This window comes from Bacillus sp. BPN334, from assembly GCF_008368885.1.
Lineage (GTDB): Bacteria > Bacillota > Bacilli > Bacillales > Bacillaceae_G > Bacillus_A > Bacillus_A wiedmannii.
In genome coordinates, this window is record NZ_QOZW01000026.1 from 26,310 (window position 1) to 41,362 (window position 15,053).

The 15,053-nt window shown below is 32.7% G+C and carries 21 protein-coding genes; 18 read left to right on the top strand and 3 right to left on the bottom strand.

Annotated features, from left to right (window positions below; all coding sequences use genetic code 11):
• Positions 1 to 299: 299 nt before the first annotated feature.
• The 4 genes from DN393_RS30025 to DN393_RS30040 all read left to right on the top strand — a co-directional run bounded on the left by DN393_RS30025 (position 300) and on the right by DN393_RS30040 (position 2,502).
• Complete coding sequence (locus DN393_RS30025; RefSeq protein WP_149174232.1) at positions 300 to 863, top strand: recombinase family protein; 564 nt, start codon at positions 300 to 302, stop codon at positions 861 to 863.
• A 72-nt stretch (positions 864 to 935) separates the two neighbouring features.
• Entirely contained in the window at positions 936 to 1,718 is a 783-nt protein-coding gene (locus tag DN393_RS30030) for a helix-turn-helix domain-containing protein (RefSeq protein WP_255449894.1), read from the top strand.
• Between the two features lie 92 nt (positions 1,719 to 1,810).
• Positions 1,811 to 2,053 carry a hypothetical protein gene (locus DN393_RS30035; RefSeq protein WP_179958544.1) on the top strand — a complete coding sequence of 81 codons (243 nt, stop codon included), beginning with the start codon at positions 1,811 to 1,813 and terminating at the stop codon, positions 2,051 to 2,053.
• A gap of 47 nt (positions 2,054 to 2,100) precedes the next feature.
• Entirely contained in the window at positions 2,101 to 2,502 is a 402-nt protein-coding gene (locus DN393_RS30040; protein WP_149174234.1) for a hypothetical protein, read from the top strand.
• A gap of 392 nt (positions 2,503 to 2,894) precedes the next feature.
• Here DN393_RS30040 and DN393_RS30045 read toward each other — a convergent pair whose 3' ends face one another.
• Entirely contained in the window at positions 2,895 to 3,122 is a 228-nt protein-coding gene (locus tag DN393_RS30045; RefSeq protein ID WP_088106220.1) for a helix-turn-helix transcriptional regulator, read from the bottom strand.
• A 149-nt stretch (positions 3,123 to 3,271) separates the two neighbouring features.
• On the opposite strand from DN393_RS30045, the gene DN393_RS30050 reads away from it, so the two are divergent.
• From DN393_RS30050 to DN393_RS30100, 10 genes are all read left to right on the top strand, one after another.
• On the top strand, positions 3,272 to 3,604 hold the full coding sequence (locus DN393_RS30050) for a hypothetical protein (protein ID WP_014481828.1): 333 nt from the start codon (positions 3,272 to 3,274) through the stop codon (positions 3,602 to 3,604).
• A gap of 128 nt (positions 3,605 to 3,732) precedes the next feature.
• On the top strand, positions 3,733 to 4,086 hold the full coding sequence (locus DN393_RS30055) for a glycosyltransferase (RefSeq protein WP_149174235.1): 354 nt from the start codon (positions 3,733 to 3,735) through the stop codon (positions 4,084 to 4,086).
• A gap of 13 nt (positions 4,087 to 4,099) precedes the next feature.
• Positions 4,100 to 4,453: a hypothetical protein gene (locus tag DN393_RS30060; protein WP_149174236.1), complete on the top strand. Its 354-nt coding sequence runs from the start codon at positions 4,100 to 4,102 to the stop codon at positions 4,451 to 4,453.
• Between the two features lies 1 nt (position 4,454).
• A complete protein-coding gene (locus DN393_RS30065) occupies positions 4,455 to 6,998 on the top strand; it encodes an ATP-binding protein (RefSeq protein WP_149174237.1) in 2,544 nt (847 codons plus the stop codon).
• Positions 6,999 to 7,292: 294 nt separating this feature from the next.
• Positions 7,293 to 7,550, top strand: a complete 258-nt coding sequence (locus DN393_RS30075) for a hypothetical protein (RefSeq protein WP_149174239.1) — start codon at positions 7,293 to 7,295, stop codon at positions 7,548 to 7,550.
• An 87-nt stretch (positions 7,551 to 7,637) separates the two neighbouring features.
• On the top strand, positions 7,638 to 7,895 hold the full coding sequence (locus DN393_RS30080; RefSeq protein ID WP_149174240.1) for a helix-turn-helix domain-containing protein: 258 nt from the start codon (positions 7,638 to 7,640) through the stop codon (positions 7,893 to 7,895).
• A 90-nt stretch (positions 7,896 to 7,985) separates the two neighbouring features.
• A complete protein-coding gene (locus tag DN393_RS30085) occupies positions 7,986 to 8,225 on the top strand; it encodes a DUF3961 domain-containing protein (RefSeq protein WP_149174241.1) in 240 nt (79 codons plus the stop codon).
• Between the two features lie 33 nt (positions 8,226 to 8,258).
• Complete coding sequence (locus tag DN393_RS30090) at positions 8,259 to 8,759, top strand: hypothetical protein (RefSeq protein ID WP_149174274.1); 501 nt, start codon at positions 8,259 to 8,261, stop codon at positions 8,757 to 8,759.
• 67 nt (positions 8,760 to 8,826) lie between these two features.
• Complete coding sequence (locus tag DN393_RS30095) at positions 8,827 to 9,183, top strand: hypothetical protein (RefSeq protein WP_149174242.1); 357 nt, start codon at positions 8,827 to 8,829, stop codon at positions 9,181 to 9,183.
• Positions 9,184 to 10,007: 824 nt separating this feature from the next.
• On the top strand, positions 10,008 to 11,390 hold the full coding sequence (locus DN393_RS30100; protein ID WP_149174243.1) for an MmcB family DNA repair protein: 1,383 nt from the start codon (positions 10,008 to 10,010) through the stop codon (positions 11,388 to 11,390).
• Between the two features lie 155 nt (positions 11,391 to 11,545).
• On the opposite strand, the gene DN393_RS30105 is transcribed toward DN393_RS30100, so the two are convergent.
• Positions 11,546 to 12,262: a SprT-like domain-containing protein gene (locus DN393_RS30105; RefSeq protein ID WP_149174244.1), complete on the bottom strand. Its 717-nt coding sequence runs from the start codon at positions 12,260 to 12,262 to the stop codon at positions 11,546 to 11,548.
• Positions 12,263 to 12,399: 137 nt separating this feature from the next.
• Between DN393_RS30105 and DN393_RS30110 the strand changes: the two genes are divergently transcribed.
• Entirely contained in the window at positions 12,400 to 12,591 is a 192-nt protein-coding gene (locus tag DN393_RS30110) for a hypothetical protein (RefSeq protein ID WP_149174245.1), read from the top strand.
• A 38-nt stretch (positions 12,592 to 12,629) separates the two neighbouring features.
• Complete coding sequence (locus tag DN393_RS30115) at positions 12,630 to 13,019, top strand: hypothetical protein (protein WP_255449895.1); 390 nt, start codon at positions 12,630 to 12,632, stop codon at positions 13,017 to 13,019.
• Positions 13,020 to 13,045: 26 nt separating this feature from the next.
• Here the strand turns inward: DN393_RS30115 and DN393_RS30120 are convergent, their stop codons facing one another.
• A complete protein-coding gene (locus DN393_RS30120) occupies positions 13,046 to 13,261 on the bottom strand; it encodes a hypothetical protein (protein WP_149174247.1) in 216 nt (71 codons plus the stop codon).
• 275 nt (positions 13,262 to 13,536) lie between these two features.
• On the opposite strand from DN393_RS30120, the gene DN393_RS30125 reads away from it, so the two are divergent.
• Positions 13,537 to 14,136, top strand: coding sequence for a hypothetical protein (locus DN393_RS30125; RefSeq protein ID WP_149174248.1), 600 nt, complete (start codon positions 13,537 to 13,539; stop codon positions 14,134 to 14,136).
• Positions 14,137 to 14,443: 307 nt separating this feature from the next.
• Positions 14,444 to 15,040, top strand: a complete 597-nt coding sequence (locus tag DN393_RS30130) for a DUF4030 domain-containing protein (protein WP_149174249.1) — start codon at positions 14,444 to 14,446, stop codon at positions 15,038 to 15,040.
• The last annotated feature ends 13 nt before the right edge of the window (positions 15,041 to 15,053 follow it).

Sequence of the window (15,053 nt, forward strand, 5' to 3'; positions counted from 1 at the left end):
ATTCATAACCTCTATATCCACCTAATTTATTATCTGGACACATGAAGAAGCCCCTCCTTATTATTACAAAATGAGCATTGTTTTTGATGCTCTATTACTATTTTTTATTATTGATATGAAATATATACTGCTAAAAATTGCACATGAAGGTTCAGTCAAGATATGTATAAAAAGAGGTCGTTGGTTTTAATAGCTTCAAAACTTAAAAGTTTTGAACATATCATTAAGATGTGATAAAATCAATATATTGACTTACATCAAAACTTATAGTCAAAAGTGAACATAGAAAAGGTGATTTTTTGGCTAAATATGGATACGCTAGGGTAAGTACTTTGAACCAGGATTTGGAATCTCAAATTCAAACGTTAGAAAAAGAAGGTTGTAAGAAAATTTACTCTGAAAAATTTACAGGTACAAAGTTTGATCGACCAAAATTCCAGGAGCTACTTTCTGTACTAAAAAAAGGGGACTCACTTGTTGTAACAAAATTAGATCGTTTTGCACGTTCGACTGAACATGCAATCCAAACGATTAAAATGTTATTTGATAAAGGTGTTAAAGTCCACATACTCAACATGGGATTAGTGGAAGATACGCCAACCGGTAGATTGATGTTTAACATCATGAGTGCATTTGCTGAATTTGAAAGAGATATGATTGTAGAACGAACACAAGAAGGAAAAGCAATCGCTAAGTTGAATCCTAATTTTAAAGAGGGACGACCAAAGAAATATAATATGGAGCAAATGGAACACGCTCTTAATTTATTAAAAACAGAATCTTATAGGAAAGTGGAGAGAAAAACTGGAATTAGTGTAAGTACCTTGCAACGGGAAAAAAGAAAGCGTTTAAAACCCGAGTGAATAAAGGAAAAAAGAAGATGATTACGATATGCCAACGTAAGTATATAAATTGGAATAAAATTTAGGGAGGATATGATATTGAATTCAATTGGTGAAAAAATTCGTGGATTTAGAAAAACATATAATTTATCCCAAAGTGAATTATGTGACGGAATATGTACAACAGCTCATTTAAGCCTTATTGAAAATAATAAAATTAAGGCTAAACCTGAGATGATACAATTGTTTTCAGAGCGAATGGAGTTACTGAAGTCTAATGAAGCAAATCAGAATGAAAATACAGGAGAATTCTTTCTCAAAGAACGACTAGAACATGGAATTACACAAGAAGCCCTATGTTATGGAATATGTACAGCATCTTATTTAAGTAAAATTGAAAATAATAAGCTAGTTGCAAGTCGTAAAATTAAAAAATCATTATATAAAAGATTGGAGGAAATCAAAAATAATACAATAGATTTAGAAATACTCAAATTAGAAAAATTATACGATGATATGATTTATCTTTTTAATAAACTAGAAATTTCTAAGGCTAAAAGGATCTTAGATCAAGGTTTAAAATCTACAGAAAAATATCCTAAATTACATTTTTTATTTTTATATCAAAATTATTTATATTTTGATCAAACAAATCTAAAAGCTTTTCTTGAGACAACAGCTATTCCTTTTTTTGAAAATCAAAAAGATAATAAACAATTATCTATATTTTATATTGATTTAGCAACTTGTTATCAAGAGGAAGGTCAATTTGAAAAAGCATGTCTACATTATCAAAAAGCCATTTGTTATATGAGAATATTGAGAAACATAAATGTTATATCATCTCATAAAAATGTTCAAATGCAATTTTCATAGGGAAAATAAATGATATTCATGTTTGGTTACCTTTTGTACAAAATTTTAGATTTTTTGTATTTAATAAAAAAGGAATGTATGTCCGACCTCGTTTGCGTATACATGGTTCTGTCGATGTATTAAATAACATTGTGCGTGTGTTACATAATGAGTTAGATGTTGGAATGAAGTGTATACAATCCGATCATAAAATACCACAAGCGAAAACAGTTTATTATCAATCAAGAAAAGAAATTCCTAAGATTTTAGAATTTGCAGGAGCTGTAGAATCATTAGAAGAATTTTATCAATTAGAGTTAGGGTATGAAACTGAAAAAGCGTTGATAAAGATATGAGTATAAGGATATATAAAAAAGTGATATGTATTAAAGGAGGTGGGAATATGTTTATGATGTTTAGGGCGTGTCAGTCTATTAATACGCGTTATCTTGTTAAGACATATATGTGGGGGATCTTGATCTATTTATTTTTCAGGTGGGTAATCCCTCCTTATGAAACAGGTATGATTACTTTAATGACGGTTAACTTGATTTTCTTTCCTTTCACCAGGATATTTGCACATGAAGTAAAAAGCTTTTTCTTTTCAGATACGGTATTTATGATGACAGACAAGGCATGGTTTATTTACTTGTTCTTGAAAGCTTCAGTATTGGGGTGGTTCTTTGTAATGACACCAATATTTGGTCCGATAGGATTTGTGATTGTGCTATTACGATTTTGGAAATTGGAACGAGAAAAGAAAAAATACATGCAGCAAAGAAAACGAAACTTTGCTAAGTCATAAAAAATCACTTCAATCGAGGTGATTTTTTTATAAGGACTTGATTGTTGTGAAATGTATTTTTTTTTGAAAAAAGACATTAAATGATGAAAAGTATATGGGTTTTATAAAATGGAGTCTCCGAGATTGTGATTTTAAGACGATTATCTTTTCTTTTATGGATAACCCTATCGTTAAATCTCTTTAAAAACGCGATGTGGATATTCAGTTTATGAAAAATGTAACTGGATAGTTAATGCCAGGTACATTTCAAAATAATTTTTATGTACATGCAACAATTCTAGATTTTCAGCATATAGCTAATAGCGTATAGCGCGCTTATAGCTAAACAACAAGTCCACTGCAAAAATAGGGCTATTTTTTATGCCTATTTTGATAATACCAGTAACATCGTTTTACATAGTCCAAAAGTCATCAAAATCGATATTTCTACCTGTTAATTTTCTTAATGCTTTAATAATCTTTTGCCCATTCTTCATAGAAGGAGAAAAAGCATCTCCTTGGCAAATCCTGCTGACTGTCCCTCTATTAACGCCACTCTCTCTTACTACGTCTTGTTGTGAAATTCCGTTCTTGTCTAAAAATTTACCGAACTTCGAACGTCGTTTTCCTAACCCAAACATTATTAAACGCTCCTTTTTTACTTTTTTCAATCAGCTTGTCCAAAAATCAAACTTTCTAAACTTCAAAAAAGATTGAATATTGTTCGAGCAGTACGTAATATCCTTTACCATAAACGATATTACCGCTACTACCAAAGGGAGTGTTATAGATGGCTAAGTTTAGCAAACCGGTCGCGTTTAATGAGAAAAATGAGAAGGATAGATTAATGCTAAAGCACGTCAAACGTCGTAATTTTAGCGGATATGCTAAGAAATTAATTTGGGAAGACATGAAAAAAGAAGGGAAGATTCAAGAGAATCAATCCGAACAACATCAAATAATGAAGCAAGATATAATTCAAGAGTCCGGATCGAAAAGTAATCCAATATCACATAAACCAACCGCATCCGAACGAATCAAGAAACTTAAAGAAAAAACGAAAAAACAGCAAGCTTCACCAAGCTCACTGCCATTCATTCCCTCTATCCCACAAAAACATTAACAAGTGCTCCAATGATTGCTCCAACTGTTACGGCAATAGCTACATGCATAAGAGAACCCTCCATTTTTAATTGATAATTAACCTTTAGCATGCCCACTTAAAAAAATAATATGTGAGAGGTGTACAACATGGCGAAAACAGAAGTAATACCGTTTCGTGATTTCATGGATCAGAGCTACAAAAATAAGGGGAAAGATAATAGTAACGTGTTTAAAAAAATTATTACAGCTACTTCCGGTTCGCTCATTATGATTCTGCCAAAAGTGGCACTTGCAGCTACTGTTAATACCACATTTGGAAATGTTCACGGAGCAATTATGAACGCCTTCGATTCAGGAGTAGTACTCGTTATTATTTTTAGTGGAGCAAGTTGGGCTTTGGGTCACAGAACTAAAAGTTTAGAAATCCTTATCGGAGTTTGTTGCGGCTATGTGTTAGCGAGACACGCAATAGATATTCGGGACTTCTTAAAAGGAATATAAGGAGGATACAATTATGAAATTCATCTTAGATGGTGGAAAAATGGTTTTAGCTAATGCAGGTGGTTACATCGGTGAAAAAGCGAAAGAGGGCTCATTTATGGATACTTTGAATCACTTCAGCGATAGCATTGTTCACACAGAAATTGAATTTATATTAAAACCGATTGGTCACTTTTTTAAAGAATGTTGTGTGTTGCTATGGGATTGGTTTGTTATCAATCTTCCTGATTTGATGGGGTATGCCACGTTAGCTGCAGGTGCATTTATAATTATCTCTTCTATGCTAGGAAAGGGAAGTATGATGAAAACGATTAGTTGGTATACAGCACTTTTAATCCTTGCGCTTACAATACTTGGAGGTGTTTGAAGTGGATGAAAAGAGAGTGCCAGATCAAGAACAAAAATTTTACTATCCTGCGCTTTATCTCGGTGGGGTACCAGCAGAAATACCTAAGAAGAAACAGAAGTGGTGGAAGTGGGCGGAAACGATATCCTGGTCAGATTTTTTTAGAACGGAGCAAAACAAAATGGTTGTGTATCGTATCATTCCACATAGCGATGTTTCAAATAACACCAGGCGTTTGTGGAAAGCGATCTATAAGATGTATGAAATGTATGAAGCACCAGGTACACGATTAGAGCGCGATGGCTTACGGTTTGTGTATAGGGAAAAGGATTTATTTTGGTTCGATGTGATATTTAAGCAAAAAAACGGTCAGAAAAATATTGAATTTTATGTTTCTACTTCTGAATATCAAGCGGTTAAATTAAAACGGAAATTAGAAAATAAAATGAATGTTACGATTAAGGAGGCATCGATTGAACAAATAAGAATTCCGGAAAGGAATACGATTGTTCAGGAGTTAAAATATTTAAAACACGATATATTTAGCATGAATACAAATATAAGTGAACAGAAAACACCAATTGCAGCGATTATGAACACTTTGGATGAATTACAGTATGATGGGGATTTTGCCAGATTAAGTATTTGTAATGAAGCGGAAAATCGCTGCAAATGGATTAAAAATGCTCAGTGGGCTTATGAGAAATTGTCTAAAGGGAAAGTCCCACAAAGAGCCGTTATGAACTCTAAAGTGATTTTAGGGGCTTCTAAAAAGGCTCTTGGTGGGTTTGTGAATGAAGTGAATTTCCTGATAATAGATCTATTTAATGCTCTATCTAACACGTTTTTTAAAAGTGATAAATCATATAGCAAAGAAAAGATAATCACAAAGCCTTTCAGTTTAGAGGATGAAATAAATGCACGGTATGTCAGTACAGCGAGTCGGGAAAAGTTAAATAATCCGGTATTTAAAAGTCACATCCGTATCGTAGCGCACTCACAAGATCGTTTAACAAGAGAGACAATAAGTGAAACTTTAGCTCTTTCTTTTAGTGAAATTGCCGACAATAATGAGCTGCATGGCGTGAAGGTCAATATTAAGGGAAGAAAGCAAGAAGTTATCAACGAGTTAAACTCCCTGCATTTATCTAAACGTACGAAAATGAACGGTAATGTGAATCTGGTCTCGACTGATGAGATGACTAAATTGGCAATGCAAATGCCTACTGCCGAGCTTCAAAGACGATATGAGGATGCGTTGAATGTAAAGAAAAGAACGGAAACTGATATTCCAAGTGTGCTGCAAAGTAAAAAGAATTTATTGATTGGATACGCAGAGCATAAGGATAAAAAAATAAAAGTGGGATTGCAAGCGGATCAAAAGGAGGAGTTTTATACTGGCTATACCTTTATTGGAAAGCAGGGGAGCGGTAAAGATAATAGCATTCAAAATTTTGTTTATGAAGGTGCAATGAAACATAATATTTCATTTGTTATTCCGGATTGGATATGTCAACCAGGGCATAAAGGAATGGCGGATGGGATACGTGATCTTTTACCACCAGAAAAAATTATTGATTTAGATTTAGCGAATGAAGAGTATATTATTCCTTTAGATTTAACTGAAGTTATCGAGAAATTGGGTAGGAAAGGTGGATCTAGGTTTGCTTTGGAAATGATTGATTTTATGAATCTAGAAGGTTTAGCGCGATCGGAAAAGTATTTAATGGAAGCTGCAAAGGCAAGTAAAGGTTCGCTTTATAATATTAAAAAGATTATTGAAGATGAAGATTATAGGGTTGATAGAATAAGTGAATTACTTGAAGAAGGATATGAAAGATTAGCAAAAGAGTTATTACAGTGGGGTGACAATGAGGCGTTAAGCAACAAGTGTGATGCTATACTTAGCAGATTAAATATGTTCTTTGGAGATGATACGCTGCATGACATCTTTGCTCAACAACCAAAAGAAGAGGTGAATTTTGAGAAGTGGATGAAAGAAGGAAAGGTGATTATCATTCGAATGCCTAAGCGAAGGTTAGGAGCTGCTAGTAATATATTGGCTCATTGGGTTACTTTAAAAGTATTGATGACTAGAATGCTAATGAGTGAAGAAGATAAAGAGAAACATGGGTGCTTCTTAATTTTCAATGAACCAGAGCAAGTGGAATCTAAGGGCCTTGCTAAATTAATGGGTAGAATAGCTACTGAAGGGAGGAAAGAGCGTCTGGGTTCAATTTTCGCTTTTCATCATTGGGGGAAATTGCCCGATTATTTACGAGATAATCTTATTGCTGGTGGTGTGAATCAATTCTTATTCGCTAACGATCATAAAGGAACTTTTGATCTTGCAAAAGAGAGGTTACATCCCACGTTTACAGTAGAGGATGCTTTGCGAACACCTAAACATTATTCGATTGCAATCTTAAATACGAAGGAGCCTTTACATGCATTTATGGTCCATATGTTACCGCCAAGAAAAGAACGTTTTGATAATTCGCTATTAACAGTAAAACATGCCAAAATGTATGGCCAGGCATGGGAAGAAATCCAAAAAATATTGTAAGTGATTGTTGTTGGAACGGGGTATCTGGTGCGATTGGTGCTGGAAAAACAACGCTAGTTATTATAATAGAAAGTGGTCTTAGTCCAACTGAAGGATTAACCTTAATAATTAAATTTGGATTGTCTGCAGTAATGATATCGATAGGTAATTTTTGATTTGTCGAAAAAATTCGAAATAAAAATTAGGAAAATGCTTGCAAATTTAACCTATATAGGTTAAATTTATATTGAAAGGAGGTTCAATTTAAAAATAAATTTTAGACACAAAATGTTCAACTGAAAGGGGTGTTTATTAGTGAATTTGAACTATAAAGGGATTAATAACCGAGGTTGTGCCGAATGGGTTGAGTCGGATTTAGGGGAAGTAATGGAAGAATGGCAACTGAATCAATACAGGCCGCTTGTGGAATCCTTACAAGAATGCATCGGTCGTCAGTTGACAAAAAACGAATTGCGAACAGTTTTATGGTTATCAGGGTTTGAGCAAAGCTCTATTAACACTATCTTGAGTATCGTAAGTGCAGCCCACGAGCATGGGAAAAATACAAAGTGATGCATATTCCTTAAATCAAAGGGCCTGTTTATTTGCAAACATCAACCAAAAGAACATTTATTTACAGCGTTAGAAAGGGAATTGTTCATGAAAGAAATCGATAAGTACATGTTTCTTCAGGAAGCAGCTATACGATGGGGAATCCCCTATGAAACAGTGAAGAATAAGGTGAAACCATCTTTAGTAAAGGAAGAACAGATTAACAGTATGATTAAGCGTGGTTTAATTAAGTGTTTTGAACCACCTCGTGATCCAAACCGCATCTATAAACGAGATCAGAAAACATGGCTTGTATCAATTGATGCAATGCATGAATGGTTTGGTGAACCGAAAAATAAGAAGTGAAAATAAAAGAGAAAGATGTTTCCGCGCCTGGCAGCCTGGAAAAACACCTTTCTCTTGTATACAAACATAATTTTAGAAAGGATGGTTGTCATGAAACAACCCTTTATTAAAATCACGTCTGGTGAGTCTATTTTAACACAACCGCACCAAAAAACTAAATCCTTTAAAAAAATCCGTTCTTTATTATCTGAAAATTACAAAAAGTCGAATGTCTATTTTGGTATTGAAGAAAATCTCTCGGATCAAATTTGGTTCTATGGGTTCTTTGGATTATCTATTTTTATGATTCTCTTCACATATGTTTTATCAGGGATTATGTACGGTTTTTAAAAAATAAAATTATAAAAAGGAGAATTCAAAATGATGAAGTCGGTTCAATTATTAAAAGGTGAAGAGTTTGAAATAGGAACAACAGATAAGAAAGGAAATCCATTAAAACAATCTGATTTTGTTGTAACACAAAACGATTTCGAAGGGATTAGTATATGCCAAATTTTGTATAACGGAATTACAAAAGAGTTTGTAGCAATGAGTTCGTCTAATTGGTGGATTCCATATCGTGATTTATCAATCGCAACAGAAAAATTAGATCATGTAATTGCAAGAGAGTTTTTAGGATTAGAAAAATGTGGTGGATATTGGGGTAAGAATAATACACCATTTATAAGAATGCCGATTAAATACTTTAATCCAGTTGAAGAATCAACGGCTATTTTAGAGAAATTAGGAAGACAGTATGATGACTTGTTTACGGTAAAAGAAAATGGATGTTGGTATTTGACGGTCAATAAAAAGATATATAGTGAAGCTCGTCTTGGCATTGCAGCCTGTCTAGCGGCTATCGATACAGTGAGAAATAACTGATAAAGTCAATCGGTAATTTAGGGGGAAAGTAGATTGTTAAATAAATTGATAAAGTGAGGGATTTAACATGATACATGCACATTTACAAGAACAAGCCTATTGGAAAGCGCAAAAAAAAGTACTGCGGAAGAATACTAATAAGTTACTAATTTCCTTAGAACCAGATTTGTATGAAAGACTACAGGGATTGATTCTTTACGATGAGAAGATGGATCATATTGCATCGGAGTTGGTAATAGAGGGATTGGATTACATTTACATGGAAGATATTCCGGTACGTCAGTACCAGGCTTTTCAGCACTTTGTAGAAATTAAATTGTCAAAATTTCAAGAGAAACGATTACACCGTTTAGCGCTTAAAAGAGGATGTTCATCACGCAGAATGGCTTATACTATATTACATTTTATATTGAAGGAACAATAAAAGAACCCTACAAAAAGCAGGATTCTTTCGCTAGGATATTCTGACGGCAAATGAGCTATTACTATCAGAAATTGAGTGGTCTAGACTCAATATTCTTTATAATATTATAGTTTTAAATAAAATTGCAAGGATAATATGAATGTGATTTTAAATAATGAGTTTAATTATATAATGCTTCGTTTACATACAAAAAGATTGGGATAACCCAATCTTTTTGTATGTAAGGAATTCGATGACAGACTAAAAATTCAACTCGTTTTCATTATAACTAAATTAAACTGAAAATTCAATCTAATTTTCTTTAGAAATATCAAAGTGTATGAAAATAATAGAAGATACAGCAACTTTCATACAGTCATACTGATTATAGGATAATAAGGGGTAGCGTCAGGAAAATGCGGATTTACAACGTTAAGCCCATTATCCTGACGCTACCCCAATAATGAGAATTTCAACCCGTTTTTTGAAATGAAGACTTGAAAACTAATATTCAAGTTTATTGTACGGGTTTAACACCCGTTTACCTGGATACCAGGGGAGGTTAAAGTTCGTAATTTAATACATTCAGGGATTTTGGCCAAGAAACATCATTCGTGTTTTTAGGCTTTAGCCCGCATTAACGGGCAATAAGACCCCACCTCAAAATTCAGCGAAAGCAAAGGAGTTAGGTGGAGGATTAACGACCCGTTAATGCTAGATTGGTTCAACTAATAATCAGTAGGGATGGGAATCCGACTTTTTATAAGCTGATTTTCTAGATTTTACTAGGAATGCTAGTTAAACTAAAAAAGTGTGCGGTACACTTTTTGTAAGGGGGGATAGTGATGATTACTGGTCGTGATGAATTAAGTCTAGAGATTATAAGGAAACTAAATGATAAAAAAATTAAAGTTAAGGATATTCCGCTAAAATATGATGTTTCATTGGATCAAGCTAAACGATTATCCCGTTATTTAAAAATTACATTGAATGCTAATAAATATTTAAGTGAATTAGCGAACATGAAAATTCAATTGCTAGGATTAAAAGTGCTTACAATCAATGACTTGTTTAAAAACGAGGATTGGGAAGGTCTTGAAGAAATTTTATCTCTTGTGACAGAGAATACTACTAGAGATCACCTAAAGCAAATGGCCCTAGCGTTAGAAGAAAAGAGAAATAGTTTACAGGAAGTTCAAAAAGAAATAAATTTTAAGATTAAGCACTTAGACGAAAGTAAAAAAGAAATCAAAGGGAATTTAGAAAAACTGAAATCTATTCAAGGTGAAATTGTAACATTAACAGTAGACTTTCAAAAATATGATGAAGAGACCAGGAGGTTTTTACTTGAACATGTTGGGATCTATCGGCATATATGCGAAGAGAATATACAAAAAACAAAAAATTGGGTACTAATAAAGCGACTAGATTCGCTATTTCAAAAAAAATTAAAGGCTATGGGAATTATCACATATAACGAATTGAAATATGCACATGAAATTAATGATTTAGATAAGTTTGTGAGTGCATATTTAGAGCGAAAAAAGAATCATGGGGGAATCGTTTGGGATTATGAAAAAGAGGAAAAAAGAGAAATAAATAAGGGGTATTTTTCATCGCTTACACCGTATTATAAAAATGGTATTCGATTAATTGATAAACCCCTTCTAGAGAAAATTGAGCAAACCAAAGAAGAGTTAAAAAGAGCAGAAAACCGAATGCAAGATATTGAAAAAGAAATTCAGGATCTAAGAAAAACTAATGTCAATTCATTCTTTGAAGCTGTGAATATTTCTAATATGTTGTCAGTTAAAGAGATTCAAAAGCATGGTGAATTACAAGATAAGGTTGGGAAATGGTTGTATTCAAAGGGATATGTAGTTGCTTTTGAAGTAATCTTATTCAATGGGAAGCGAGTGGATGTCGCAGCCTTTAATGATAAGAATGAAATTGTATTTGTAGAGGTCAAAGCATCTGAACAAGATTTTAAAAGCGATAAAAAATGGAAAGAATACCTTCCCTTCTGTGATAAATTTTATTTTTTCGGGGATTGGCTTTCTCTTCCTGATTGTATAGATGATAAGGCGGATGCGGGGTTTCTCCGTAAACAAAAAAATACCATAGAAATATATTGTGAAACAGTTATGGAACATAGTGTGACCAATCGAGAAGCTATTATTTTTTCTATTTCACGTGCTATATCCAAGAAGTCAGTATACGGGTATTAAAAGTATACGATAACAAATGTTAAATCTAGAAATTTTAAAATGCCCTCAACGTTACTTAATTAAATAGAATAAATAACCCATTCAACTTTCGTTGAGTGGGTTATTTATTCTTAAATTATCTTTAACTTTCAATATATTTTTAAGGTTGGAGAGAATTAATCATCTTCACCGATTAGTGTCTGGTTACAATCTCCGCACTTAATGTGAACGTGTGGTTTCGTAGATCGTACGATGACATTACATTTAGGACAAGTCCATTTCCATGTGGTTTTCTTTGCTACAGCTGGTAAGTCCGGCATATCAAATTCAGTATTTGTACCAGGATCAATTCCGAGATTAAAACTGGCCAGATTATTATTACTTTCGAACGGCTGCAGGTATCTAGGAAGACGTCTAGCAATTGAAAAAACAGATTGGTCAATATCCATTTGAGAGATTATATCTTTTGTTTGTTGGGAAAGTTTTGCAAAGGACCAGCCATATTTAGGATCTGGTTTATCTTCTTCGTATTCAAAACCGCTCTTTATAGCGCGATTTTTGAAATGTTTGTTATGATATGTTTCGTTTCGTGAGCAATCCTGGATATCGTGAACAATATTATAGAGATGCACCATTTCATGCATAAGAGTATCCATTGTTTCAAAAAAATCTTGATCGATATATTCGGCACTAATATTGATCTCATATCGTTTGTTATTTCCTTTTTTGTCGCTCCATATAGGATAAACTGAACACCATCCCATACTTAGCTTATTATGCCGGGAGGTTTGGATCGTAATTGCTGGTATAGGGAGTTTATTCTCAAAGAATCGTTCGTTAAACAATTCAAATGCTTTATGTAACTCTTGGGTTACGGCGTTGATAGTAGTCATAATGCCCTCCTTTTGAATAATATTATTCAAAAATGTCAATTACATTATAACAAAATTGAATAATATTATTCAATATATTTCAAGATGTAGAGTACTTCTTCTCTGTTATAATAAAAGAAAAAAGGAATCGGTAAATGATGACAGAATATACTGAAGAACAATTTGTGTATTATACAACTGCACTAACTCACTTAGAGTCTATCCAGGATGATAGAGATGCGTATTGGTATGAATATAAAAAATTACAAGACTGGCTGGAAGCGCAAGAATTGAGCACTGCTTTTATTAGCTGGATTGAACAGAAAATGAAAAACAATCTGTCTCAATGATAAAATTAAATAAAGGGGATATGAAGGGGTGTAGCGTTTTGGAGAAGAATAAGAAAATTGTTGATATTAAATATAAGCAAATGGATAAAGATCCAGAAATTAAAGAAATAACTAATGCTATGGAACGTTTTGTTTTGGGAGATAAAGGTGTTGGATTATTAGAAGGTCTTGGTTTAACTCCTGGGGGAATTCAAAAGTCTTTGGATGAGCAATGGGAAATAGATGTAAACAAGATGATCGAAGAGCATAAAAGTTATATTCTTCAAGAATCACAGAAACGGTCTTTGGATATGATGAAAAAGTGGATTCAGGATATGGAAGATTCTAAAACAGAAATTGAACAAGAAGCTACATTTAAAAAGTTACAAGAGTTGCAACAAGAAGCTGAAATACAAGTTATAAAAGAATTAGCAGATGAGCATCTATAAGTAATAGTAATAGAAAGGGAGGCTTCCTAAAATGAAGTGCCTTCCTTTTTGTTATTATTCTCTACAGCTGATTCTAAGCATTTGGTTATTGTTTTTAGAGGGACTTTTTGTTTACCGTCCATTTCATAATTATAGATTACCTCTTGAAGAATTCCTAAAAAAGCATGAGGAACATATTGTACATGTTTTGTATTATTGTAAGTCTGTTTTAATAGGTTTTCAAACTTATTAGAATAATTCATGTCTTGAATCTCCTTTGCATTAATTAAAGTTTTTTTCCTTATTCTTCTCCATGTCATCATTATTAACAAAATCCGGGTAATTCAAACTTTTAAATGCTGTTTTATAAGTGTATTTTGGTATCATTTATCAGAATATAGAATATTTTGTAAAAACATATTTATATTTTATTCCATATATTGTATTATTGTATGAGAGATACCAGACAAACTAGTGAAATGTACATAACATCTCTGTTTTTTATATTATGAATAAATATGAATAGGAGAATGATAGTATGTTTAAAAAGAATCTAGGTAAATTAGGTGTAAGTGCTATGGCGTTAGGAGTTATGATTCCTTCAACAGCTGCGTTTGCTGAAGAATCAACTCCGGTCTCTGCTGTAAATTATGAACAAAATAATGTAACTAGCGAAACACAAAACCAAGAATTGAGCGTAGAAGTGTATGATAAGAACGATAATTTAGTTAAAGTCTATACAAAAGAAGAAATTGAGGCGTTTAATGCTCAATTCGCAGCTAATCCTACAGCAGCGTTTCAATATATTAATAATGTAAGTCCGTTAGCTTTAAATACTACTTCTTTTGGTAAAGCGGTATTTAGTAGTTCATTATGGATTAGAGGTGGAGCAACATTTAAAAAACCTCAAAGTGTTGCAGTAGAGTCTCCTGGTAATACCAATGGTTTAGGAATCTATGTATATCATGATGGATTTCAAGAAGGTAGATATAGAGTAAATGGTACGTTTACGGGTGGATTAAATATACCAATTGGTCATTTTACAAAAGAATATAATTATTACAGTCTTCAACTTGCAAACATGAGTGAATATGGTGGCACAATTACTTTAAGTGGCGGAACAGTTTTCCATCAATAAAACATTAAGTTGGAAATTCTATTTATATGATAAATAAGGAGATTTTAATGTTGATTCCTCCTTATATTAATAAAAGAAAAACACTCAATGAGTGTTTTTCTTTTATTAATATAAGTATGCTTTTTTGTTCACTATTAAATTGTATTTATCTTTTTTTCAATATCTTATTACAATTTATGTGAAAGGAAGGGAATAAAGTACGTTCCAAAGTTTGGTATAATAGAAAGAATATTTTATATAAAAATAGAATTACTGTAACATGTATGATGAATATTACAAAGTTAGGAATATTTGAGGAGGTACTTAAATGGGAAAGGGAAAAGTTTTATGTGTTTCTGTATTATCACTCGCTTTATTGTGTTCCTGCCAGGGGAATACAGAAGAACCAAAGAGTGAGGGTTCAAAAGTTATGGATGCAGTTAACAAAACTGTAAATAAAAAATCTTTTGTTAGTGCTGCTATATGGGATGAGAATACAAGAAGGTTAGATATAGAAATTGCTGATACTGAAGATTCATCTAAAGTAAAAAAAGAAATTAATAATCGGTTGAAAAATCAAGGGATTAAGCCTTACACAATCAATATAAAAGAACGGGATATGAAGATTGTAGAGAAAGAAAAAAGATGGAATAAAGTTACTGGATCTATTTTGGAGAATCTATTTACCAAAAATGAGTATAAAGGTTCTGATATCCATCAAATGAATATTGAAGCAGAACAGCCGTATGTTTTAACTATAAATACAAAAATCAGTAGTGCTGATCCAAATGCTAAAGAGTTTGGGAAGAAATTAGAAAAGGAAATTACGGATCTGTTTAAAACAGATGAAGTAAGTAAATGGATTGGGAGCGATTCATACACTATCGAGATTTATAGTAACGACAAACAAAAAATAAATTCATAAGATAAGAAATGAA